The organism is Pseudoalteromonas sp. S1727 (genome assembly GCF_005886375.1).
Taxonomy (GTDB): domain Bacteria; phylum Pseudomonadota; class Gammaproteobacteria; order Enterobacterales; family Alteromonadaceae; genus Pseudoalteromonas; species Pseudoalteromonas haloplanktis.
The window spans coordinates 1-24,326 of the sequence record NZ_PNDT01000042.1; the positions used below are offsets into that span (position 1 = coordinate 1).

Consider the following 24,326-nt stretch of genomic DNA (forward strand, 5'->3'; position numbering starts at 1 on the left):
AATAATACAACTTATAACAATCGTGTTAAGTTACTGACCATTTATAGCGACAGATAAATGGAGTGATAACAAGGCATAAATTTTGACATGTAGTTGTTCTACATGAAAATTTATAACGCAGTTAGCGCTTTATTTAGCTCGCTAGAATGGTTAAATATTTAAGTCGATTGGTATTACACTCTTTGTGAGTAATTCACTGAAAATCTTATTACACAAAGAGAAAAAATGAGAAGTAAATTCAACATAGCCACCAACATGTGACAAGCAAAGTTATTTTTCAAATGATAGTACACTTTATTTGTTATTAAAAAGTATTGCTATTATGCGCTATAAGTACAGTCCTGTTTTTATCCCAGACACAAAAAAGGCGCTTACTACTACAGTAAGCGCCTTTTAAATTTAAACGGATATTAAACTAGTTTAGCTAAAATATCGTTAAATGTTGTGCTAGGGCGCATTGCTTCGAATGCAGCCGCATCATTTGGTTGGAAATAACCACCAATGTTTACAGCTGAACCTTGTGCGTCATTTAGCTCACTCACGATTTGATCTTTGTTGCTTTCTAAGTCACTGGCGATTTGAGTGAATTGAGCTTTTAATTCACTGTCGTCGTTTTGTTTAGCAAGTTCTTGTGCCCAGAATAAAGAAAGGAAGAAATGAGAACCACGGTTATCAATTTCTTTTACTTTACGTGAAGGTGATTTGTTTTCAGCAAGGAAAGTACCGGTTGCTTTATCAAGAGTATCAGCAAGTACTTGTGCTTTGTTGTTACCAGTATTAACAGCTAGGTGCTCTAAAGAGGCCGCTAGTGCTAAAAATTCACCTAATGAGTCCCAACGTAAGTGGTTTTCTTTTTCAAACTGTTGAACGTGCTTAGGCGCTGAACCGCCTGCGCCAGTTTCGAATAAACCACCACCATTCATAAGTGGTACGATTGACAGCATTTTCGCACTTGTACCAAGCTCAAGAATTGGGAACAAGTCAGTGAGGTAATCACGTAATACGTTACCTGTTACAGAAATAGTGTCTTTACCTTCTTTAATGCGCGCAAGTGAAAACAGAGTTGCATCAACTGGCGCTAAAATTTGGATATCAAGACCATCAGTATCATGGGTTGGTAAATACGCGTTCACTTTTTTGATTAATTGCGCATCGTGTGCACGATTTTCGTCAAGCCAGAAAACTGCAGGGTTGCCAGTTGCGCGTGCGCGGTTTACTGCTAGTTTAACCCAATCTTGGATTGGCGCATCTTTAACCTGACACATGCGCCAGATATCACCTTGCTCAACACTGTGTTGTAGTAATACGTTGTCAGCACTGTCAACAACACGAATTACCCCGTTAGCAGGTGCTTCAAATGTTTTGTCGTGTGAACCATACTCTTCAGCTTTTTGCGCCATTAGACCAACGTTAGGTACGCTACCCATCGTTGTTGGATCAAATGCGCCGTGCTCTTTACAGAAGTCGATAGTTGCTTGGTAAACACCTGAGTAACAACGATCAGGAATGACAAAGCTAGTGTCTTGTAATTTACCGTCGCTATTCCACATTTGACCACTTGAACGGATGGCTGCAGGCATAGACGCATCGATAATTACATCACTTGGAACGTGTAAATTCGTGATACCACGATCTGAATCAACCATTGCGATAGCTGGGCGTGTCGCATATACCGCTTGGATATCTGCTTCGATTTCAGCACGTTTAGCATCGTCTAGTGTTTGAATTTTAGCGTAAACATCACCAAGACCATTATTTACATCAACACCTAACTCAGCGAATAAATCACCGTGCTTAGCGAAAACGTCTTGGTAGAATACTTTAACAGCATGACCAAAGATAATTGGATCAGATACTTTCATCATGGTTGCTTTCATGTGTAATGAAAACAGCACGTCTTTTTCTTTTGCAGCTTCAATTTCAGCGGCTAAGAAAGCTTGTAGCTTTTTAACGCTAATTGAAGATGCATCAATTACTTCACCTGCAAGTAGTGGGGTGCTTGCTTTAAGTACAGATACATCGCCGGTGCTAGCTACATGTTCAATACGCACATCAGTTGCAGCATCAACAGTCACCGATTGCTCAGAGCCAAAGAAATCGCCTTCGCTCATGCTGGCAACATTTGAAGCAGAATCTTTGCTCCAAGCACCCATTGAGTGTGGGTTGTTACGTGCATATTCTTTAACAGAGCCCGGAGCACGACGGTCAGAGTTACCTTCACGTAATACAGGGTTTACTGCACTACCTTTAATTTTGTCGTAAGTGGCTTGAATTGCTTTTTCTTCGTCTGTTTTTGGCTCTGCAGGGTAATCAGGGAGTGCATAGCCTTTTTCTTGTAATTCTTTAATTACAGCACGAAGTTGCGGTACTGAAGCACTGATATTAGGTAATTTGATGATGTTAGCTTCAGGAGTTTTAGCAAGCTCACCAAGTTCAGCCAGTGCATCACCAATGCGTTGCTCCTGTGTTAAATACTCAGGGAAGTTAGCAATAACACGGCCAGCTAAAGAGATGTCACGTGTTTCAACTTCAACACCAGCGGCATTAGTATATGCTTGGATGATTGGTAGCAAAGAGTAAGTTGCGAGTGCCGGAGCTTCGTCTGTTTTAGTATAGATAATTTTTGATGTCATCATCATTCCTAGATAGTAGGCATAAGAGCCATATTCAACAATGCAAAGAAATATCATCGCCATCATGCGAACACGACGTGACAATGATCAGTCTGTTAGGTGTTAATACTGTAATTCAATAACCACACCTGACGAACTGTATTAAAATTTTATGTTATGTGCAGGCTAAGTAAATTAGCCATTAGCCTAACTTTTACCGCTTAAAGGGCCATTCGTAGCTAGCTTTGAGCACAAAGAGTGTAACAAGCTTGGCACAAAAGGGCTAATAACAAATAAAACATGGGGGTATTAAAAAAGAATTTCAAGAGGAAGAACAGTTTTTGTTCATACTGACCATTTAATTGCTCACAACGAGTGAGGATAAGTGTTGACAATGCTGCAAAAAAGCTGCAAAAAAAATTAAAAAGGAATTAAGCGAGGATCTTTACAGGTCGCTCGCTTTAGTCGAACTTCTAAATAACTACACTAAATCTTCATTAGGCGCTATGTTAGTCGCGTGCATGCCTTTTGGGCCTTGCTGCAATTCGAATGTTACATCTTGACCAGCTTTAAGTGTTTTATAACCGTCCATTACAATCGTTGAGTAATGGGCGAATATATCATTCTCGCAGCCGTCTTCTACGATGAAACCAAAACCTTTGGCATTATTGAACCATTTGACTTTACCACAAGCCATACTTCTACATCCTTCTATAAGTTGACTAATTTAGTTATTCTAAACCGTATAGTTTGATAGACTGACTAAGGTTTAATCAATCTACAATTGACTGTAGTTTATTTCGCCGATCAGTCAAGTGTTTTAAACTATTTTTTAACATTTAATTTATTTTTTTATTCAAGTTTGCTTGAGTTCCAAAGACAAGACTATATTTAATTATGAGTGGCATGAAAGATTCAGGTGTTTTAGACACGGTTCGCGATAGTGAGAAGCAAAAACTGCAACCACCGCGAAAATATAAAGTCATTTTAAATAATGATGATTACACGCCTATGGACTTTGTGGTAGAAGTACTAACAACGTTTTTTAATATGGATAGCGATAGAGCAACAGATGTGATGCTGCAAGTTCATCAAAATGGTCGCGCAATATGTGGCGTTTACAGCGCCGATGTAGCGTATACCAAAGTTGAACAAGTTAACCGTTACGCACGGGATAACGAGCATCCACTGCTATGTAGTTGTGAGCAGGAATAATACCAAGGTAGGGTGATCGAAATACCCATCACAACGGTATGTATATTTTATCTCAGTAAGGGGTTGCTAATGCTAAACAAAGATTTAGAACTAACTTTAAACGCAGCGTTTCGTGAAGCGCGTACACGCCGCCATGAATTTATGACAGTAGAGCACTTATTGCTTGCGCTGCTGGACAATCCATCGGCGGGAGAAGCACTCCATGCTTGTGGCATTGATATGGCAGCACTAAAAGCTGAGCTATCAGATTTTATTAATGAAACGACGCCGGTTATTCCTGATTTAGAAGAAGAACGTGAAACACAGCCTACACTTGGTTTTCAGCGAGTTTTGCAACGCGCAGTGTTTCATGTGCAATCATCTGGTAAGAACGAAGTAACCGGCGTAAATGTACTGGTTGCTATTTTTTCTGAACAAGAAAGCCAAGCGGTGTATTTACTGAAGAAAAGTGATATTTCTCGTTTAGATATCGTGAATTTCATTTCTCATGGTATTTCTAAAGCGGATGATGACATTGGTGGTGAAGATGCTGATGATATTCACGAAGAAGCACAAGCTGTACAAGGTGAAGAACCCAGTAAATTAGAGAATTTTACTTCTAATTTGAATGTATTAGCCCGAGATGGCAATATCGATCCGTTAGTAGGGCGCGATAGTGAAGTTGAACGTACGGTGCAAGTTTTGTGTCGTCGTAAAAAGAACAACCCGTTATTAGTAGGTGAAGCAGGGGTAGGTAAAACGGCCATCGCAGAAGGCTTAGCGTATCGTATTGTTCATGAACAAGTGCCAGAGGTGATTGCTGATGCTGTGGTGTATTCATTAGATATGGGAGCATTACTGGCGGGTACTAAATACAGAGGCGATTTTGAAAAACGCTTTAAGGCATTGCTAAAAGAGCTTCAGGCGCAACCTAGCGCGATTTTATTTATTGATGAAATCCATACCATCATTGGTGCTGGCGCGGCCTCTGGTGGCGTTATGGACGCATCTAACTTACTTAAACCACTATTATCCAGTGGTAAGTTACGTTGTATGGGCTCTACTACTTATAATGAATACAAAAATATCTTTGAAAAAGATCGTGCCTTAGTACGTCGCTTTCAAAAGGTTGATGTACTTGAGCCAAGCGTGGCTGACACAACAAAAATCCTTAATGGCTTAAAAGAACGTTACGAAGAGCATCACGGCATCCGTTATACACAAAAAGCGTTAAAAGCGGCTGCGGAACTCAGTGCTAAATACATTAATGAACGTCACCTACCGGATAAAGCCATCGATGTGATTGATGAAGCGGGTGCAAGCCAACGGCTACAACCGATTTCTAAACGTAAAAAAACCATTGGTGTTGCTGATATAGAATTGATTGTCGCTAAAATGGCGCGTATTCCGCAGCAAAGCGTGTCATCTAGTGATAAAGAAACCCTTAAGAATCTTGATCGCAATCTTAAAATGTTGGTGTTCGGCCAAGATCAATCGATTGATGCACTCACGTCTGCTATTCGCTTATCGCGTTCAGGCTTATCAAATGAAGATAAACCGGTTGGCTCGTTCTTGTTTGCAGGCCCTACAGGGGTAGGTAAAACCGAGGTGACCAAACAACTTGCTAAATGTATGGGTGTTGAGTTTATTCGTTTTGATATGTCTGAGTATGTTGAGCGTCATGCCGTAAGCCGTTTAATTGGTGCGCCTCCAGGGTATGTAGGGTTTGAACAAGGCGGTCTATTAACTGAAGCTGTGATCAAAAACCCACATTCAGTCGTGCTATTAGATGAAATTGAAAAAGCCCACTCTGATATCTACAATATTTTATTGCAGGTAATGGATCATGGTACGCTAACTGACAACAATGGTCGTAAAGCGGATTTTAGAAATGTAGTCGTGGTGATGACCACTAATGCTGGTGTACAAGAGACTGTTCGTAAGTCAATCGGCTTCACAGAACAAGATCATTCTCATGATGCGATGAGTGAGATCAACAAGGTGTTCTCACCTGAATTTAGGAACCGCTTAGATAATATTATTTGGTTTAATCACCTTGACCGCGATGTGATATTACTGGTGGTTGATAAATTTATTGTAGAGCTGCAAGCACAGCTAGATAAGAAATCGGTTAATCTTGAGCTGACTAATAAGGCTCGAGAATGGCTAGCAGACACAGGTTACGATAAAGCCATGGGTGCACGACCAATGGGACGTGTGATCCAAGAGCAATTGAAAAAACCATTAGCAAACGAGATTTTATTTGGTGAACTTATCGACGGGGGGACAGTGAAAGTATCTATTAAAGATAAAAAGTTACGTTTTGATTATGAAACGAATTTAACGCCCGCATAAGCATGGTATAACAGGTAACAAAAAGCCCAGCAATTGCTGGGCTTTTTGTTTATTAAATGTAATTGTTAGTATAGCTATCAATTACATTTAATAAACGCTTCAAGCTAGTGTAGAAAGTAACTAAGTTACTCAGACAACTTAGCTAAAAACTTGATATTTCGTTAACGCACTAACTTAGCGAGCACGGAATACGATGCGACCTTTTGATAAATCGTATGGGGTCATTTCTACGGTAACTTTATCGCCGGTTAAAATGCGGATATAGTTTTTACGCATTTTACCTGAAATGTGAGCCACAACTACGTGACCATTTTCAAGCTCAACTCGGAACATTGTATTTGGTAAAGTATCAAGGACCGTCCCTTGCATTTCGATTACGTCTTCTTTCGCCATGTTTAGCGTAACACCTCTTTAATAGTTAAACGATGCAGATTCTGCCCAAAATACACCAATAAGTAAAGCCACAGCAGGCTTTTTTGCAAATTAAATAGCCAACCACTGCTCAGCAACCCTATTTTGGGCAGGTAAGAACTGAGTTTTGTAACGCATTTTTGCACATTCATCAATTTGGTAGCCTAAATAGACGAATTCTTTTTCGTAATGCTTGGCAAATTTTATCTGCTCTAGAATCATAATTGTGCCCACACTATAGTGTTCATAATCTGGGTCAAAAAAACTATAAATAGCAGAAATTGCATTGTGCATACAGTCTGTTACAGCCACTGCAACCAATTTATTTTGATCCCATAATTCAATAAAAGTGATCGGCAACCAATGACAAAGTATAAAACTGTCAAACTGACTTTGATCGGGTGGAAACATTGAGCCATCTTGATGGCGTTCGGTAATGTATTTACTGTACAGCTGAAAGTATTCAGGGTGTTGTTGATCTGAATATTTCACACGAAAGGTTTTTTTTGCTTTATTAAGTTTACGCTTTTGCGATTTTGTCGGTAAAAATTCCTGAGCTAATACTCGTACAGACTTACATGCGCTACAAGCAGGGCAGTGTGGGCGGTATATTTGGTCGCCACTACGGCGAAAACCAAGAGCCAGTAATTGTTCAAATTTACTGGGGTTATAACAACTGTGATCTAAAATCACTAATAATTGTTCTTGGCGGTCAGCTAAGTAGCTGCAATCAAATTGTTGGCTTAATCCTAAACGGGCAGGTAAGTGTTCAGTCATAAATAGCAATAAGCTCCTGAGGTTGCCACATTGATGCCGGAATAATAAATTTTTCTGCTTCTTTAAGCTTAGTTAAAAATTCTGAGCGTGGTAGAACTTTTTCACCTAAAGAGAGTAAATAAGGGTTCTCAAGCTGACAATCTATAAAATGTGCCTGATGGCGTTTTAACCAATTAACCAGTGCCCACATGGCTAATTTTGAGCAATTTGTTTGATGATGAAACATGGATTCGCCACAGAACACGCCTGTTTGCATGAGGCCGTACAAACCCCCAACCAGTTGGTCGTTACGCCAAATCTCAACGCTATGGGCTAAACCATCGATGTGAGCTTGTTTATAGGCATCAAGCATATCGTCAGTGATCCACGTGCCTTCAACATCTATGCGTTGCTGCTGGCATGACTCAATGACTTCATCAAACGCGGTGTTAACGGTGACTTTAACGGGGAATTTACGCAAATGCTTACGCAAACTTTTACTAATGTGAAAATCATCTAGCTCTATGATCCCACGCTCAGTCGGTGACCACCACATAATCGGCTCATAGTCGCTAAACCAAGGAAAGATACCTTGGCTATAGGCGCTTTTTAGTCGCGGTAGTGATAAACAACCACCAATGGCAAGTAAGCCATCGGGCTCATCTAAGGCAAGCTCAGGATGTGGAAAAGTAACGTGTTCTTGAGATAATTGATAAAGTTGTTTTGTCATAACACCGTTTCTTATTACTACGCGGTAAGATAAATTGTAACTTGTTGCTTTAAAATCACAAACAACAAATGAAAAACAATTAGCTTAGCTCCTTGAGAGAAGTTTAAGACATAAAAAAAGCGCGTTTTGAAACGCGCTTTTTTAAACCGTTAACTCAATCGAGTTAGCTAACAACTTTTACTGGTACTGCTTGTCCAGCATTGAATTTAGTTGTCATCTCTTCTTCAACGGGTGTGAATGCAGTTAGGTCGATACCTTCAACCGCCGACTTGTACTCTTCAAGAGTCGGGAAGCGACCAAGAACAGTAGAAAGTACTACTAGTGGTGTAGAACCCAGGAGTGACTCACCTTTCTTCTCAGACGTATCGGCTACTACACGGCCTTGGAAAAGGCGTGTTGACGTTGCGATAACTGTATCACCAGGTTCTGCTTTTTCTTGGTTACCCATACATAAGTTACAACCTGGGCGCTCTAGGTATAAGATGTTCTCATACTTAGTACGTGCTGCTGTTTTAGGATTAGAATCGTCAAATTCAAAACCAGCGTACTTAGCTAGGATATCCCAGTCGCCTTCAGCTTTAAGCTCATCAACAATGTTGTATGTTGGTGGTGCAACAACCAATGGCGCTTTGAAAGAGATAGAACCGTTTTTCTTCTCTAAATTACGTAGCATGTGAGCAATAATTTTCATATCGCCTTTGTGAACCATACACGAACCAACAAAGCCTAAATCAACTGGTTTGTCGTTATAGAATGAAACAGGGCGGATCACATCGTGCGTATAACGCTTAGATACATCATCGTTATTTACATCTGGATCGGCAATCATTGGCTCAACGATTTGGTCTAAATCTACGACAACTTCAGCGTGGTATTTAGCGTTATCATCTGGAGAAAGCGCTGGTTCTTCACCAGATTGGATACCGGCAATACGCTTGTCAGCTAAGTCGATTAGACCTTGTAGCGTTTGTGCTTCGTTTTCCATACCTTTGTTGATCATGATCTGGATGCGTGATTTAGCCAGTTCAATTGACTTGATCAATGTTTCGTCATTCGAAATACAGATTGATGCTTTCGCTTTCATCTCTGCAGTCCAGTCAGTGAAGGTAAACGCTTGGTCAGCCATTAGCGTACCAATGTGTACCTCAATGATACGACCTTGGAAAACGTTTTCGCCACCAAATTGCTTAAGCATTTGCGCTTGAGTTGCATGCACTACATCACGGAAATCCATGTGCTTAGCCATGCTACCCTTGAACGTCACTTTAACAGACTCAGGAATTGGCATTGCAGATTCACCGGTTGCAAGTGCAACTGCAACAGTACCCGAGTCGGCACCAAAGGCAACACCTTTTGACATACGTGTATGCGAGTCACCACCGATGATGATGGCACGGTCGTCAATGGTAATATCGTTCAAGACTTTGTGGATAACATCAGTCATGGCATGGTAAACGCCTTTCGGGTCACGTGCTGTAATAAGACCGAACTTATTCATGAACGCCATTAGCTTTGGAATATTTGCTTGTGCTTTGCTATCCCATACCGACGCTGTATGACAACCAGACTGATATGCACCATCAACAAGTGGTGAAATCGTTGAAGCAGCCATCGCTTCTAATTCTTGTGCTGTCATTGGGCCAGTTGTATCTTGCGAACCAACGATGTTCACTTTAACGCGAACATTTGAGCCTGCGTGAAGTGGGGTATCTGATAGAACACCTACCGCATTACGGTTAAAGATTTTTTCAACCGCTGTTAGGCCTTGGCCTGCATGTGAAATTTCTTTTGAAGGTGCATACACAAGTGGTGTCTCAATACCCAGTGTTTCAGCAGCAAACGTTTGTAGTTTTTTACCGAATACCACAGCGTAAGAACCGCCAGCTCTCATGAACTCAACTTTTTGAGGTGTGAAAGCAGATGATACATCAACTAGTTCTTTATCACCGTTATAAAGCTTTTTCTCTTTAGTATTGATTGTTAAAACAGTACCAGTAGCAACAGAATACGCTTCTTCAAGAACGGCGTCGCCATTCTCATCGGTCACTGTATTACCATTTTCGTCTACTTTTTTAACCCAGTTTTTAAGGTCAAGACCGATACCGCCCGTTACATCAACAGTGGTCAAAAAGATTGGTGCGATACCATTAGTACCTGCAACAACCGGTGCAATATTGATGAAAGGAACGTAAGGACTTGCTTGTTTACCAGCCCAAAGTGCTACGTTATTTACACCAGACATACGTGATGAGCCTACACCCATAGTGCCTTTTTCAGCAATAAGCATTACTTTAGCGTTAGGGTGTTTCTTTTGAAGCTCAACAATTTCTTGCTGTGCTTCTTCAGTGATCATGCACTTACCATGTAATTCACGATCAGCACGCGAATGTGCTTGGTTACCTGGAGACAGTAAGTCAGTTGAGATATCACCTTCACCAGCAATATAGGTTACTACATCGATTTTTTCTTCGATATCAGGTAGTTTTGTGAAGAATTCAGCTTGTGCGAAACTGTCTAGCAATTCTTTAGCAATCGCACTACCTGCTTCATATGCTGCTTTAATGCGAGCCATATCTGCATCGTATAAGAATACTTGGGTTTTAAGTACTTCAGCAGCCTGTGCTGCGATTGCTGCGTCATCACCAAATGCTAAATCAATAAGCATTTCAATTGATGGGCCGCCTTTCATGTGTGAAAGAAGCTCAAATGCAAACTCAGGAGTGATCTCTGCAACTTGCTCTTCACCCAAAATAATTTCTTTTAAAAACTGTGCTTTTACGCCCGCAGCACTCGTTGTACCTGGTAAGGTATTAAAGATAAAGAAGTGAAGTGAATCTTTACGGTGCTCGTTATTAGTATCTTTAATTTGACTAATTAACTCAGATACTAGTTCAGCGCTATCGATTGGTTTTGGGTTTAATCCAAGTTCCGTTTTACGGGTTTGGATTTCTTCCATATATTGTGTATACAAACTCATAGAAAACTCTCGGTATTTTACTTGATATGAAGTTGAGCATTTTAACTTATTTTGTAGTGTCTAGTAATGCCCAGATGAACAAACCTAATGTGCCCAACTATAATTATAGCTGGTTTTACTTGCTATACTTTGACGATACTCATTGCACGGCTTTAGATCCTATCGCACTTACACCATTAATTGTATATATAAAATGAATCTTCACTATAATTACTGTGAATGTGTATCGTGTTCACAACACTTTATGAAGTGTTTAGTTGATTTTTTATTGTAGGCATAAATTGTAGGCATAAAAAAAGGCCGAATAAATCAGCCTTCAAAATAGAGTCAAAAATTATAAATTATCTAAGAAGCGCTCAGCGTCTAATGCAGCCATACAACCAGTACCCGCTGAGGTAATTGCTTGACGGTAAATGTGATCAGACACATCCCCAGCAGCAAAAACACCTGGCACACTTGTTTGGGTTGCATTACCGTTTAAACCAGACTCAACCACTAAGTAGCCGTCTTTCATTTCTAGCTGACCTACAAACATATCGGTATTTGGTTTATGGCCGATAGCAATAAACACGCCTGCTAAATCAAGTTCTTCAGTAGCATCAGAGTTTGCGTCTTTAATGCGAATACCTGTAACGCCCATTTGGTCGCCAAGTACTTCGTCTAGTGTGCGGTTATAATGCAATACTACATTACCGTTCGCAGCTTTTTCAGCTAAACGATCAGCTAAGATTTTTTCACTGCGGAAACTATCGCGACGATGAATAACATGTACTTCATCTGCAATGTTAGATAAATAAAGCGCTTCTTCAACTGCGGTATTACCGCCACCAACAACGGCGACTTTCTGACCTTTATAGAAAAAGCCATCACAGGTTGCACAGGCTGAAACACCACGGCCTTGGAAGTTTGTTTCAGATTCTAGGCCTAAATATTTAGCAGACGCACCAGTGGCGATGATTAATGCATCACAGGTATAAGTGCCTTGATCACCAGTAAGCGTGAACGGGCGCTTTGATACATCTACTTTATTGATGTGATCAAATACAATTTCGGTCTCAAAACGCTCAGCGTGCTCTTTCATACGATCCATTAATGCAGGACCTGTTAAACCATGAGCATCGCCAGGCCAGTTTTCAACTTCAGTTGTTGTTGTAAGTTGACCGCCTTGCTGCATTCCTGTGATCAATACAGGGTTTAGATTTGCACGTGCTGCGTATACAGCCGCAGTGTAACCCGCAGGGCCAGAACCTAAGATTAGTAACTTACAATGTTTTGCTTCACTCATGTTTTTTATCCTAAACGTTTTAATAGCGTATTAATGCGCTCGATTTTAAGAGAAACAAGGGGGAAGTAAATAAAACTGACGATTATTTTTTTTTCTAAATCGCAAAGCTGTCAAATATTGTGTACTAGAATTGTGAAAAATGACTGTTCTGTATGATATGTGAACTATTAAGTCATTATTAGTCTAACTAGCAGCGTTAATTCATGACCAAGCTCAGTTTTTTTGATATGTTTTAACTAATTTTGATTTGTGACCCTATAAAAGGGTGACCTAAGTGAATAGGCAACTATGTTATTTTGGCAGGAAAAACCCGCGTTCGGGGTGACTTCAAAAGACGTTAACGTCTTAACCAATGCAAAACAGTATCACACACAATTACTGGCTTTAATTGCGAGCGCACAAACACGAATTTATATTACTGCGCTGTATTTACAAGATGATGAAGCTGGGCGTGAAATACTTGAAGCACTCCACCAAGCGTCATTGGCAAAGCCAGAACTTGAAGTGAAAGTGTTGGTTGATTTTCATCGCGCTCAACGTGGCTTAATTGGTGCTGCAAAATCTGACGGTAATGCCAGTTTGTATTGTGAATACCAAGAAAAGTACCAATCGAATGTCAAAATATTTGGCGTACCAGTAAAAGCCAAAGAATTATTTGGTGTATTACACTTAAAAGGCTTCGTAATAGACGATACCTTGCTTTATAGCGGGGCGAGTTTAAATAATGTGTATTTACAATATCAAGATCGTTATCGATTAGATCGCTACTTTCTAGTTAAGCAAGCTTCGCTGTGCGACTCTATTATTCATTTTATAGAACAAGAGTTGTTAAGCTCAGAGGCCGTTCCACGTATTGATACACGACCACTAACCAAGTTTAATGATATTAAGCTGGCGCAAAAGCAGTTAATGCGTTCATTAAAACAAGCTAATTATGCTCATGCAATGGATGACAATACACAGCCACTTGGGGTGAGACTATTTTTAGGTTTGGGTCGTCGTAGTAATGAATTAAACCGACTTATAAAGTCATTGTTTGATGCTACAGAGCAAGAGCTGGTTTTATACACGCCTTATTTTAACTTTCCTGCACCGTTAATGCGCTCCTTACGACGCTTACTTAAGCAAGGCAAACAAGTCACTATTGTTGTTGGTGATAAAACCGCAAATGATTTTTATCTGCCGCCGAGTGAGCCCTTTAGTAAAATAGGTGCGCTGCCTTATTTGTATGAAACTATTTTGTATAAATTTTTAAAATCGCAAAAACGTCACATCAATAATGGTAATTTAAATGTCTACTTATGGAAGCACGAAAGTAATTCATTTCATTTAAAAGGCATTTGCTCAGATCGAAAGTACCATTTACTAAGTGGTCATAATTTAAATCCACGTGCATGGGGCTTAGATATCGAGAACGGTATTTTGTTAGAAGATCCAGAGCAAAGCCTGATGCCAGCAATTGATAACGAAAGAGCAGAGATTTTACAGCACTGCCGCCGTTTAAATGGCGCTGAAGATTTAGAAACCATGGATGATTACCCGCCAGCGGTTAAAAAATTGTTAGGTCAAGCCAAACGTGTCAAAGTCGACTTTATTATTAAGCGTTTTATTTAAGTAAAGGGTTTGAGCAAATAGGGCGCTCAGAATTAGATGGTCAGGGAAACCCGTTTCCGCTGATACATATGCGTTTAGCAAAAGTAGCTGAGGTTGATTAAATGGAGTTAGTGATTTCAGACTCAATAACGTTAAAGCCATTAGCTATTAGTTTTGCTGAGGAACTTTACTTAGTTATCGTCGAGAGTAGGGAAAATCTGAGTCAATTTTTACCTTGGGTGGATAACGTAATAGATGTTAATTCAACCAAGCAGTATATAGCTGAGCGACTACACAGCAATAAAGCTGGCGCTCAGTGGTTTGCGATATATACTCAGGAGCGCTTAAGCGGTGTGTTTGGTATTAAGCACATTGATCCAGACATTAAAGTTGCTGAATGCGGTTACTGGTTAGCTGATTTTGCACGTGGGCAAGCAGTTATGACTCAAGTGCTTGCTAAAATAATACCTTATATAAAAAATACGAGCCACGCAAAAGTGGTAGAGTTTTGCTGTTTAGAGGAAAACTTAGCCAGTATCAAAGTAGTGCAGCGCGCAGGTGCGAAGTTCAAATATTATCACCAAGAGGTATCACATTTTCTGGCTAATAAGCAGCAACGTTTAGGTGTTTATGAAATAAAGCTAACGTGATCAGTATTCGTGGTAAGTAACAAAAAGCGCAATACAATGTATATCGCGCTTTAACTATTGCCTAAATTAGTTAAAACGTCCACTCAACGTGGAACTGTGGTACCGACTCGGTAGTATCAGTGCCTAGCTTGTTATGCCAGTATTGCCACTCAAGGCCAAGGAGCAAGGTATTTTCTTTCATACTAATAGCATGACCTAAATCCCACGTGATAATAGGCTGCGCTAATATCCACGCTTTTACATCTTCGCCAAACTCATTTTCACGCTCAGCAATGTATTCAATGTGGCCTGTGACATTAAATTTTTGCGAACCAATCGAAAACGGGTAACCCCATGCTACATCAAGCATCCAGCTATTTGTTTCAATCGGTGCACCACCACGTGCTACGCCATCGTTATCATCAATATAGGCCGTTACAAGCGTTGATAAAAAGGTAAAACCAGGCGCTTGCCAGTTTATTTTTACACCGGGTAAATACTTTAATACCTTTGAGTCACCGGCTGCGTTAAAACCCGCTGTTAGGCCAATATCCATAATGGCGCCATAAGACATGTCGTTGCCTGAAATTTTTGACAGGCTGAGCGTTGAATACCATTCGCCGTAAAAGTCTTTATCTTGATAACCATCATCAGTGGCGTCATTGATATAATCAATAAAGAAGAAGTTATCCCCATAGTCATAGGCTGATGCATGTTGCAGTGATGCGATCGTGGTGTTTGATTCTTGTCCTGTAAATGGGTTTTTAAAATCACCATTGTTAAGGTGTAAAGCAGTACTGCTCCAGTTAGCCGCTTGGCTAGAGCTACTTGCCAAGCAAATGGCAGCGAGGACGACGGTTTTTTTCAATGTTTTATCTCGAATTTAAAGGTTATATATCCAAAAACGAGATTATAGCAGATACGCTGAAAGTTAGCGTATCTGGCTAAACTAATATTGGCAGTTTATGCCTTATTACGACGCAAACAGATCACTGCAATTGCGGTAAAGGCTAATATAAAACAGTAGTACGATGAAGTAGACACTTGCCACGGGCTAATTTTAAAGGTCGCCCCCAATAGCAGTGCTTGTGCACCATACGGCAAAGAGCCTTGAGTAACACAGGCAAATATATCCAGTAAGCTGGCAGAGCGCTTACCGCTGATCTCACCATCATCAGCAAGCTTTTTAGCAATTGGGCCGGCAACAATGATAGACACGGTATTATTAGCAATACATAAGTTACTAGTCATAACCAAAGCTGCAATACCCAATTGGTCAGCCACTTTGCGATGCCACTTGGCAATAACTTTTGTGATTGCTTGAATCTTTTGCGCTATGTAATCTAAGCCGCCATTAATGCGAATAAATTCAGATAAGCCGCCAATAAACATCGACAGTAAAAAGATTTCCTGCATATCCGTAAAACCTTTGTAAATGTCTTTTACAAAGCTGGCGCCTTCATAACTGCCGGTAAAGCCCATCAGTGCCGCAAATATTATACCGCTGAACAGCACTACAAATACATTAAATCCCATGACTGCCAGAACTAAAATAAAGGCATAAGGCAGTACCAGTAGAATATCATAGTCTTTAGTTTCAACTGCTTGTGCAGCAGGCGTTAAAAAGAATAATAAACCAATGGTAAGGACAGCTGCAGGCAAGGCAATTTTTAAATTCTCACGAAATTTATCTTTCATTTCACAGCCTTGTGTACGGGTTGCGGCAATTGTGGTGTCTGAAATAATAGATAAGTTATCACCAAACATGGCGCCAGATACAATAGTACCTGCCATTAACGCAGGATCAATACCTGTTTTAATGGAAACCGCATAAGCAATTGGGCCAATTGCACCGATAGTACCCATTGACGTTCCCATGGCGGTGGATACCACTGCGGCAATTAAAAATAAACCCGGTAATAATAATGCTGGTGGAATAAGAGATAAACCGGCATTAACAACCGCATCGACACCGCCAGTAGCACCTGCCACCGCAGAGAAAGCACCTGCAAGCAAGTAAATTAAGCACATGGTAATAATGTTGTTGTGGCCAGCACCTTTTATAAAGGTTTCCACACTGTGGTTAATGGTGTTTTTATTGAGAATAAACGCCAGCATGATCGCCGGTAAAATCGCAACAGGGGCAGGGAGTTGATAAAAGGCGTAATCAACCCCTTGTGATTGCAGGTATAAACCTGCGCCTAAAAATAAGGCAACAAATGTAAGTAGCGGCAGCAAAGATAACTTTGCATTAGTTTTATTAAATGATGGCTGCATCATATTCCTCGTTAGATAACTCATAGACAACTAAACAGCCAAAACATCCCTCTTTTAGCAGCATTTAGTTGTTTGCCTTATCAAAGTGATAAGTAGCTCAACAGCGCCCGCAAGCCAAAGACCAAATCGGCGCAAAAAAAGAAGTTTAAATGTATAGATGGCTAAAGTCTATGGGTATCTGTTATTATTATTTTTAATAGGCTTACCTGACTATTACATGAGTTTTAGATAAAATCTAGCCAACATAAAAACAAAGGTTAATTAACTATGAATCGAATTGGCGTATTTGGCGCAAACGGAAGAATGGGCTTGGCGTTAGTTGAAGCCGCACATAAAAATAATCATGCCGAGCTAGGTGCAGCTTATGTACGTAGTAGTTCACCGTTATTAAATATTGCAGTTAATCAATTAAATAGTGCCGCACCTGCCACAATTAATTTTAGTGATGAGCGCAGTGTAACTAATATTGATGTACTGATTGACTTTACCCTTCGGGCAGGCATGCGTGAACATTTAAAAACCGCTGTCGCGCAAAACATCCCAATGGTTATAGGCACAACCGGCTTAGATAGCGATGATATGTTGGCATTACAAACAGCTGCTAAGCAGATCCCAATTGTGTTCGCGCGTAACTACAGCGTGGGCGTGAATTTATTGTTGAATTTAGTGCAAACCGCCGCCACTAAGTTTGGTGATGATCTAGATATTGAAATTTTTGAAGCGCATCATCGCCATAAAATCGATGCACCATCGGGCACTGCCTTAGCGATTGGTGAAGCAATTGCACAGGCAAAAGGCTGGGATCACGATGAAGTGGCGGTGTTTGACCGTAGCAAAATAGAAACAGAAAAATCGCAAAATGAAATCGGTTATTCGGTGCTCAGAGGCGGCGACATAGTTGGTGAACACACTGCATATTTCGCAACTTCTGGCGAAAGGCTTGAATTAACTCATAAAGCAAGCTCTCGAATGACCTTTGCATTAGGCGCAGTAAGAGCTGCAGGCTGGTTGAAAAATAAGCCTGCAGGACTTTATGATATGCAAGATGTGCTTGACTTGAAGTAGTTTTCTTGCATTTTTGGCGCTTTGGTGGTTTTTTTTGCTAATAGCGCTTATTTTTAGTAATTATTGAAATAGGGTTAGACCTAAATACGAAATTACTATAGAATAGCGCCAATTTGCCAAAAATTCATAATTGCGTGTTTCCAATCGCTATAAACGGGTAGTAAAGCAAATGACTTTACTCCCGTTTTTTACTGTTAGGAGGTTAACTTGACTAAATCCGCTCTGTTAGTTCTAGAAGACGGCACAGTGTTTCGCGGTACTGCAATCGGCGCTGACGGCATGTCAGTCGGTGAAGTAGTATTCAATACGTCTATGACTGGTTATCAGGAAATTCTGACCGACCCTTCATACGCGGAACAAATCGTAACTTTGACGTACCCACATATCGGTAATACGGGTACTAACAGCGAAGACGAAGAAGCGAGTCACATTTGGGCGAAAGGCCTTGTGATCCGTGATTTGCCACTGCTAGCAAGTAATTTTCGTAACGAGCAATCGTTAGATGATTACTTAAAACAACGCAATATCTTAGGTATTGCAGATATCGACACTCGTAAGCTTACTCGTATTTTGCGTGATAAAGGCGCTCAAAACGGTTGTATCGTTGCTGGTGATGATATCGATGAAAACAAAGCGCTCGCAGCTGCGCAAGCCTTCCCAGGCTTAAAAGGCATGGATTTAGCAAAAGTAGTCTCAACCAAGGAAAGCTTCCAGTGGAATGAATCAAGCTGGACACTGGGTGAAGGGTTTAAAACCTTAAACGCAGAAGATGAGAAGTTTCATGTTGTTGCCTACGACTTCGGTGTAAAGCGTAATATCTTACGTATGCTTGTAGACCGTGGTTGTAAATTAACCGTTGTACCTGCACAAACCTCGGCAGCCGACGTGTTAGCACTTAATCCAGATGGTATCTTTTTATCAAATGGCCCAGGTGACCCAGAGCCGTGTACATACGCAATTGAAGCAATTAAAACCTTCTTAGAAACAGATACACCAATTTTTGGTATTTGTTTAGGTCACCAATTGTTAGCCCTTGCCTCAGGTGCAAAAACAGTAAAAATGAAGTTTGGTCATCACGGTGGTAACCACCCGGTGAAAGACTTGGACCGCGATGTCGTTATGATCACTGCACAAAACCACGGTTTTGCAGCTGATGAAGCAACCTTACCTGCAAACCTGCGTGCAACGCATAAATCGTTATTCGACGGCACTTTGCAAGGTATTCATCGTACTGATAAGCCAGCGTTTAGCTTCCAAGGTCACCCAGAAGCAAGCCCAGGCCCGCACGATGCAGCGCCATTATTTGACCACTTCATCGACTTGATGCAAGCACGTAACAACTAATTATACCGGAGTAACAATGCCAAAACGTACCGACATAAAAAGCATTCTTATCCTAGGCGCAGGCCCGATTGTTATCGGCCAAGCCTGTGAATTTGACTACTCTGGTGCTCAAGCGTGTAAAGCACTAAGAGAAGAAGGCTATCGAGTTATCTTAGTTAACTCAAACCCAGCAACAATTATGACTGACCCTGAAATGGCAGATGCGACGTACATCGAACCAATTCACTGGGAAGTTGTTGAAAAAATTATTGAAAAAGAAAAGCCAGATGCAGTATTACCAACCATGGGTGGTCAAACGGCATTAAACTGTGCACTTGATTTAGATAAGCATGGTGTATTGGCTAAGCACGGCGTTGAGCTAATTGGTGCAACAGCGGATGCAATCGACAAAGCAGAAAACCGTGAGCGTTTCGATGTTGCAATGAAAAACATCGGCTTAGAATGTCCACGTGCTGAAATCGCACACTCAATGGAAGAAGCCCGCGACACGATGACGCGAATTGGCTTGCCATGTATCATTCGTCCTTCTTTCACTATGGGCGGCACCGGTGGTGGTGTTGCGTATAACTTAGAAGAGTTCGAAGAGATTTGTGAACGCGGTTTAGACTTATCGCCAACTAGCGAATTATTGATTGATGAATCATTAATTGGCTGGAAAGAATACGAGATGGAAGTTGTTCGCGACAAAAAAGACAACTGTATCATCGTTTGCTCTATTGAAAACTTTGACCCAATGGGCGTGCATACCGGTGACTCAATCACGGTTGCTCCAGCACAAACCCTAACCGATAAAGAATACCAAATCATGCGTAATGCCTCTATGGCAGTATTACGTGAAATTGGTGTTGAAACCGGTGGTTCAAACGTACAGTTTGGTGTAAATCCAGTTGATGGTCGTATGGTTATCATCGAGATGAACCCACGTGTATCACGTTCATCAGCACTTGCGTCAAAAGCGACGGGCTTCCCGATTGCTAAAATCGCAGCAAAGCTTGCTGTAGGTTACACCCTTGATGAGCTACAAAACGATATCACCGGTGGTAAAACACCTGCATCGTTTGAGCCATCAATTGATTACGTTGTAACTAAGATCCCACGCTTTAACTTTGAAAAATTTGCCGGTGCTAATGACCGTCTAACTACGCAAATGAAGTCAGTTGGTGAAGTCATGGCGATTGGTCGTAACCAGCAAGAGTCATTACACAAAGCATTACGTGGCCTAGAAGTCGGTGCAACGGGCTTTAACCCGATTGTGGCGCTTGATGACCCGAAAGCGAAAGAAAAAATCATCCGTGAATTGCGCGAGCCTGGTGCTGAGCGTATTTGGTACATTGCAGATGCAATGCGCCATGGTATGAGCGTTGATGATGTATTTGAACTGACTAAGATTGACCCTTGGTACCTTGTTCAAATCGAAGACATTCTTAAAGATGAAGCTAAAATCGCTGAAGTTGGCATGGCTGGTTTAAATGCAGACTTCCTACGTAAGTTAAAGCGTAAAGGGTTTGCAGATCCACGCATCGCTGAAATTGCCGGTGTATCTGAAGCTGAAATTCGTAAAAAGCGTCATCAATTAAACATCGTGCCTGTATACAAGCGCGTTGATACCTGCGCCGCTGAGTTTAGCTCAGACACTGCTTACATGTACTCATCTTACGATGAAGAATGTGAAGCAATGCCATCTGACAAAGATAAGATCATGGTTATCGGTGGTGGTCCTAACCGTATCGGTCAAGGTATTGAGTTTGACTACTGTTGTGTTCATGCTGCACTTGCGTTACGTGAAGACGGTTATGAAACTATCATGGTTAACTGTAACCCTGAGACAGTGTCTACCGATTATGATACCTCAGACCGTTTATACTTCGAACCAATTACCCTTGAAGACGTACTTGAAATCGTTCGTGTTGAAAAGCCAAAAGGCGTTATCGTGCAATACGGTGGCCAAACGCCACTTAAACTTGCTCGTGCCCTTGAAGCGAATGGTGTGCCAGTCATTGGTACTTCGCCAGATGCAATCGACCGTGCAGAAGACCGTGAACGTTTCCAGCAACTTGTTGAACGCCTAGACTTACTACAGCCTGAGAACGCGACTGTAACATCAACTGAAGAAGCCATTGCTAAATCAGCTGAAATCGGTTTCCCACTGGTTGTGCGTCCTTCGTATGTATTGGGCGGCCGTGCAATGGAAATTGTGTATGACGAGCAAGACTTACGTCGTTACATGACCGAAGCGGTATCTGCATCAAATGAAGCGCCGGTGTTACTTGACCGTTTCTTAGATAACGCGATTGAAGTTGACGTTGACGCAATTTGCGACGGCGAGCAAGTGATCATCGGTGGTATCATGGAGCACATCGAGCAAGCTGGTGTTCACTCAGGTGATTCAGCCTGTTCGTTACCAGCACACTCGTTATCACAAGAAGTGCAAGACGTAATGCGCAAGCAAGTAACTGATATGGCACTTGAGCTTGGCGTAGTTGGTTTGATGAATACTCAGTTTGCTGTTAAAGATGGCAAAGTGTATTTAATCGAAGTAAACCCGCGTGCTGCACGTACTGTACCATTTGTATCAAAAGCAACGGGTGTTGCACTTGCTAAAGTTGCAGCTCGTTGTATGGCGGGTCAATCGCTTGCAAGTCAAGGTATTACTAAAGAAGTAATTCCTCCTTACTACAGCGTAAAAGAAGTCGTACTGCCGTTTGCTAAGTTCCAAGGCGTGGATCCAATCCGTGGCCCTGAAATGCGCTCAACCGGTGAAGTAATGGGTGTGGGCGATACATTCGCTGAAGCCTTTGCAAAAGCACAATTAGGTGCAAGCAACACTTTACCACGCGGTGGCCGCGCGTTACTATCTGTGCGTAATAGCGATAAACCACGTATTGTTGAACTAGCTAAAACCATGACCGATCTTGGTTTTGAATTAGACGCAACAGGTGGTACAGCTGCAGCCCTTGAAGATGCTGGCATTGCGGTTCGCCGTGTAAACAAAGTATTCGAAGGTCGCCCGCATATTCTTGATAGAATCAAAAATGGCGAGTATAGCTATATCGTTAATACCACCGAAGGTCGCCAAGCGATCGAAGATTCGAAGGTGTTACGTCGTGGTGCATTGCAACACAAAACTAACTATACGACGACGCTTAATGCGGCGTTTGCTAACTGTACTGCTAACCAAGCAGACGACCGTAGCAAAGTAACGTCAGTTCAAGAATTACACCTAAGATTGAACTAAGGAAATGTGCCAAGGCCGTTATGTGCGGCCTTGGGATTAAGTGAGAAAAGTATGCAATCAATTCCGATGACAGTTCGTGGCGCTGATTTACTGCGTAAAGAACTTAACGAATTAAAAACAGTTACCCGTCCAAAAATCGTTGCAGACATTGCTGATGCACGTGAACACGGTGACTTAAAAGAGAACGCTGAATATCATGCTGCGCGTGAGCAACAGGGTTTTTGTGAAGGCCGCATTCAAGAAATTGAAGCTAAGCTTTCAAATGTACAAATTATTGATGTAACTAAATTACCAAACACAGGTAAAGTTATCTTTGGCACTACGGTAACAATTGTAAATGTTGAAACCGATGCTGAAGTAACCTACCAAATTGTCGGTGATGATGAAGCGGATATAAAAAACAATCGTATTTCGGTTAACTCACCAATCGCCCGTGGTTTAATTGGTAAACAAGCAGACGATGCTGTGATCATTAAAACGCCAAATGGTGATGTTGAATACGAAGTTATTGAAGTACAGTACATTTAATACTTTACTCATTTTCACGCTTTTAAAAACCGATGCTTGCATCGGTTTTTTATACCGCGAACAAACTCGACATTCTTTAATAAATTGGCTACGTTAAGCTAACGTATTGATAATTTGTAGATGTTGATGACAGCCATTACTTTTCCTGATGCATTAAAAAATGGTGATAAAATTGCCATTTGCGCCTTTTCATCCGGTGTTGATAGTCACTTCCACCCACGCCTAGATTGTGTACTTAGCGGCTTAACACACCGTGGCTACCAAGTCGTGGAGGGCGAATGTTTAAGGCAACAAAGTAGCCCTGCAAAGCAACGCGCTGATGAGTTAATGGCGTTTTTAGTTGATGACAGCATTGCTGCAATTATGCCGCCTTGGGGTGGTGAACTTGCTATGGAAGTACTTCCATATCTTGATTTTAATGCAATTAAACAGGCTCGCCCGAAATGGTTAGTCGGATTTTCAGACGTCAGTACGCTTGCTTGTGTATTAACAGCACGTTGTGGCTGGGCTACATTACACTGTACAAACTTAATGCAGCTGCATCCAAACGAGCTAGATACACATTGCTTACAAGTGTTCAAAACGCTTGAGCTTGCTCCAGGCAGTGAATTTATGCAAACGCCTGCACCGTATTATCAAGCTGATGTAATCAATTATGCTCATACACCTGATGCGCTATTTACACTTACACAACCAAGCCAATGGCGTTGTTTAAATGTTAAAGATAACCGTGAAGTAGAACTATCTGGGCGGCTATTTGGTGGCTGTTTAGACACTTTAGGTTTATTACTCGCATCTCCATTTTTGGCGCTGGATGAATTTAAAAAGCACTTTGCACTTCATGGCTTAGTTTTATATTTAGAAAATGCCGAACTTAATGCCAATGCATTATCGCGGTTTTTAATCGCGCTTAAATTGAGTGGCATTCTAAGCGATATAAATGGCTTAATTATTGGCAGAAACGGCGCAAGTAGTAGTTCAGAGCAACACAGTGAATATTATCAAGCACTTCAGCGATCCCTTGGTGAATGTTTATTCCCAGTGATCATTGACGCTGATATCGGGCATGTTGCCCCCAATTTATGTTTAGTGAATGGCGCAACAGTAAAAGTACTGGCAACGCTTGAGAGTGCAAAGGTGCGCGATGCACAAATCATCACCAGTTTAAGTTGAAATGAGCGTTCATGTTCTAATACCAATCGACTTAAATATTTAACCATTCTAGCGGGCTAAATAAAGCGCTAACTACGTTATAAATTTTTCATGTACGACTGCATGGATGCAGGAGGTAGAGCTTTGCAGGAGCAATTGCCGTGAACACCTTCATGTGAAAAT

At 41.2% G+C, this 24,326-nt stretch carries 18 protein-coding genes; 9 read left to right on the top strand and 9 right to left on the bottom strand.

The window, feature by feature from the left end; translation table 11 throughout:
* Positions 1 to 410: 410 nt before the first annotated feature.
* Complete coding sequence (locus CWB85_RS11565; protein WP_138554970.1) at positions 411 to 2,633, bottom strand: NADP-dependent isocitrate dehydrogenase; 2,223 nt, start codon at positions 2,631 to 2,633, stop codon at positions 411 to 413.
* Positions 2,634 to 3,093: 460 nt separating this feature from the next.
* The gene (cspD, locus tag CWB85_RS11570; protein WP_016709271.1) at positions 3,094 to 3,309 is read right to left on the bottom strand and encodes a cold shock domain-containing protein CspD; all 216 of its coding nucleotides are present in this window, start codon (positions 3,307 to 3,309) and stop codon (positions 3,094 to 3,096) included.
* 209 nt (positions 3,310 to 3,518) lie between these two features.
* Here cspD and clpS point away from each other — a divergent pair, with 209 nt between their 5' ends.
* On the top strand, positions 3,519 to 3,827 hold the full coding sequence (clpS, locus tag CWB85_RS11575) for an ATP-dependent Clp protease adapter ClpS (protein WP_171039010.1): 309 nt from the start codon (positions 3,519 to 3,521) through the stop codon (positions 3,825 to 3,827).
* Positions 3,828 to 3,896: 69 nt separating this feature from the next.
* A complete protein-coding gene (clpA, locus tag CWB85_RS11580) occupies positions 3,897 to 6,161 on the top strand; it encodes an ATP-dependent Clp protease ATP-binding subunit ClpA (RefSeq protein WP_016709273.1) in 2,265 nt (754 codons plus the stop codon).
* A gap of 174 nt (positions 6,162 to 6,335) precedes the next feature.
* Here the strand turns inward: clpA and infA are convergent, their stop codons facing one another.
* The 5 genes from infA to trxB form a co-directional block, all read right to left on the bottom strand.
* Positions 6,336 to 6,554 carry a translation initiation factor IF-1 gene (gene infA, locus CWB85_RS11585; protein WP_002962494.1) on the bottom strand — a complete coding sequence of 73 codons (219 nt, stop codon included), beginning with the start codon at positions 6,552 to 6,554 and terminating at the stop codon, positions 6,336 to 6,338.
* A 90-nt stretch (positions 6,555 to 6,644) separates the two neighbouring features.
* Positions 6,645 to 7,349, bottom strand: a complete 705-nt coding sequence (locus tag CWB85_RS11590) for an arginyltransferase (protein WP_138554965.1) — start codon at positions 7,347 to 7,349, stop codon at positions 6,645 to 6,647.
* On the bottom strand, positions 7,342 to 8,058 hold the full coding sequence (gene aat, locus CWB85_RS11595; RefSeq protein WP_016709275.1) for a leucyl/phenylalanyl-tRNA--protein transferase: 717 nt from the start codon (positions 8,056 to 8,058) through the stop codon (positions 7,342 to 7,344). The genes CWB85_RS11590 and aat overlap by 8 nt, the downstream gene beginning before the upstream one ends.
* Positions 8,059 to 8,221: 163 nt before the next feature.
* Positions 8,222 to 11,035, bottom strand: coding sequence for a bifunctional aconitate hydratase 2/2-methylisocitrate dehydratase (locus tag CWB85_RS11600; RefSeq protein ID WP_080571543.1), 2,814 nt, complete (start codon positions 11,033 to 11,035; stop codon positions 8,222 to 8,224).
* 334 nt (positions 11,036 to 11,369) lie between these two features.
* Positions 11,370 to 12,320, bottom strand: a complete 951-nt coding sequence (trxB, locus tag CWB85_RS11605) for a thioredoxin-disulfide reductase (RefSeq protein WP_138554966.1) — start codon at positions 12,318 to 12,320, stop codon at positions 11,370 to 11,372.
* Between the two features lie 288 nt (positions 12,321 to 12,608).
* Here trxB and pssA point away from each other — a divergent pair, with 288 nt between their 5' ends.
* Positions 12,609 to 13,934 carry a CDP-diacylglycerol--serine O-phosphatidyltransferase gene (pssA, locus tag CWB85_RS11610; protein ID WP_138554967.1) on the top strand — a complete coding sequence of 442 codons (1,326 nt, stop codon included), beginning with the start codon at positions 12,609 to 12,611 and terminating at the stop codon, positions 13,932 to 13,934.
* Positions 13,935 to 14,035: 101 nt separating this feature from the next.
* Entirely contained in the window at positions 14,036 to 14,563 is a 528-nt protein-coding gene (locus CWB85_RS11620; RefSeq protein WP_138554968.1) for a GNAT family N-acetyltransferase, read from the top strand.
* Positions 14,564 to 14,633: 70 nt separating this feature from the next.
* Here the strand turns inward: CWB85_RS11620 and CWB85_RS11625 are convergent, their stop codons facing one another.
* Both CWB85_RS11625 and CWB85_RS11630 read right to left on the bottom strand, forming a co-directional pair.
* Positions 14,634 to 15,410, bottom strand: coding sequence for a nucleoside-binding outer membrane protein (locus CWB85_RS11625; protein WP_016709280.1), 777 nt, complete (start codon positions 15,408 to 15,410; stop codon positions 14,634 to 14,636).
* Between the two features lie 95 nt (positions 15,411 to 15,505).
* On the bottom strand, positions 15,506 to 16,819 hold the full coding sequence (locus CWB85_RS11630) for a Na+/H+ antiporter NhaC family protein (RefSeq protein ID WP_016709281.1): 1,314 nt from the start codon (positions 16,817 to 16,819) through the stop codon (positions 15,506 to 15,508).
* 267 nt (positions 16,820 to 17,086) lie between these two features.
* On the opposite strand from CWB85_RS11630, the gene dapB reads away from it, so the two are divergent.
* The 5 genes from dapB to CWB85_RS11655 all read left to right on the top strand — a co-directional run bounded on the left by dapB (position 17,087) and on the right by CWB85_RS11655 (position 24,164).
* Complete coding sequence (dapB, locus tag CWB85_RS11635; protein WP_016709282.1) at positions 17,087 to 17,884, top strand: 4-hydroxy-tetrahydrodipicolinate reductase; 798 nt, start codon at positions 17,087 to 17,089, stop codon at positions 17,882 to 17,884.
* 207 nt (positions 17,885 to 18,091) lie between these two features.
* Entirely contained in the window at positions 18,092 to 19,228 is a 1,137-nt protein-coding gene (carA, locus tag CWB85_RS11640; RefSeq protein WP_016709283.1) for a glutamine-hydrolyzing carbamoyl-phosphate synthase small subunit, read from the top strand.
* A gap of 16 nt (positions 19,229 to 19,244) precedes the next feature.
* Positions 19,245 to 22,463: a carbamoyl-phosphate synthase large subunit gene (gene carB, locus CWB85_RS11645; RefSeq protein ID WP_016709284.1), complete on the top strand. Its 3,219-nt coding sequence runs from the start codon at positions 19,245 to 19,247 to the stop codon at positions 22,461 to 22,463.
* A gap of 51 nt (positions 22,464 to 22,514) precedes the next feature.
* Positions 22,515 to 22,991, top strand: coding sequence for a transcription elongation factor GreA (gene greA, locus CWB85_RS11650; RefSeq protein WP_016709285.1), 477 nt, complete (start codon positions 22,515 to 22,517; stop codon positions 22,989 to 22,991).
* Positions 22,992 to 23,117: 126 nt separating this feature from the next.
* The gene (locus tag CWB85_RS11655) at positions 23,118 to 24,164 is read left to right on the top strand and encodes a S66 family peptidase (RefSeq protein ID WP_138554969.1); all 1,047 of its coding nucleotides are present in this window, start codon (positions 23,118 to 23,120) and stop codon (positions 24,162 to 24,164) included.
* The last annotated feature ends 162 nt before the right edge of the window (positions 24,165 to 24,326 follow it).

What these genes read in the sequence shown, in the direction of transcription:
- aat (WP_016709275.1), bottom strand. Translation starts at nt 8,058, where the DNA reads ATGACAAAACAACTTTATCAATTATCTCAAGAACACGTTACTTTTCCA.
- greA (WP_016709285.1), top strand. Translation starts at nt 22,515, where the DNA reads ATGCAATCAATTCCGATGACAGTTCGTGGCGCTGATTTACTGCGTAAA.
- CWB85_RS11655 (WP_138554969.1), top strand. Translation starts at nt 23,118, where the DNA reads ATGACAGCCATTACTTTTCCTGATGCATTAAAAAATGGTGATAAAATT.
- CWB85_RS11600 (WP_080571543.1), bottom strand. Translation starts at nt 11,035, where the DNA reads ATGAGTTTGTATACACAATATATGGAAGAAATCCAAACCCGTAAAACG.
- CWB85_RS11620 (WP_138554968.1), top strand. Translation starts at nt 14,036, where the DNA reads ATGGAGTTAGTGATTTCAGACTCAATAACGTTAAAGCCATTAGCTATT.
- dapB (WP_016709282.1), top strand. Translation starts at nt 17,087, where the DNA reads ATGAATCGAATTGGCGTATTTGGCGCAAACGGAAGAATGGGCTTGGCG.
- cspD (WP_016709271.1), bottom strand. Translation starts at nt 3,309, where the DNA reads ATGGCTTGTGGTAAAGTCAAATGGTTCAATAATGCCAAAGGTTTTGGT.
- clpA (WP_016709273.1), top strand. Translation starts at nt 3,897, where the DNA reads ATGCTAAACAAAGATTTAGAACTAACTTTAAACGCAGCGTTTCGTGAA.
- CWB85_RS11590 (WP_138554965.1), bottom strand. Translation starts at nt 7,349, where the DNA reads ATGACTGAACACTTACCTGCCCGTTTAGGATTAAGCCAACAATTTGAT.
- clpS (WP_171039010.1), top strand. Translation starts at nt 3,519, where the DNA reads ATGAAAGATTCAGGTGTTTTAGACACGGTTCGCGATAGTGAGAAGCAA.
- trxB (WP_138554966.1), bottom strand. Translation starts at nt 12,320, where the DNA reads ATGAGTGAAGCAAAACATTGTAAGTTACTAATCTTAGGTTCTGGCCCT.
- infA (WP_002962494.1), bottom strand. Translation starts at nt 6,554, where the DNA reads ATGGCGAAAGAAGACGTAATCGAAATGCAAGGGACGGTCCTTGATACT.
- CWB85_RS11630 (WP_016709281.1), bottom strand. Translation starts at nt 16,819, where the DNA reads ATGCAGCCATCATTTAATAAAACTAATGCAAAGTTATCTTTGCTGCCG.
- pssA (WP_138554967.1), top strand. Translation starts at nt 12,609, where the DNA reads ATGTTATTTTGGCAGGAAAAACCCGCGTTCGGGGTGACTTCAAAAGAC.
- CWB85_RS11565 (WP_138554970.1), bottom strand. Translation starts at nt 2,633, where the DNA reads ATGACATCAAAAATTATCTATACTAAAACAGACGAAGCTCCGGCACTC.
- carB (WP_016709284.1), top strand. Translation starts at nt 19,245, where the DNA reads ATGCCAAAACGTACCGACATAAAAAGCATTCTTATCCTAGGCGCAGGC.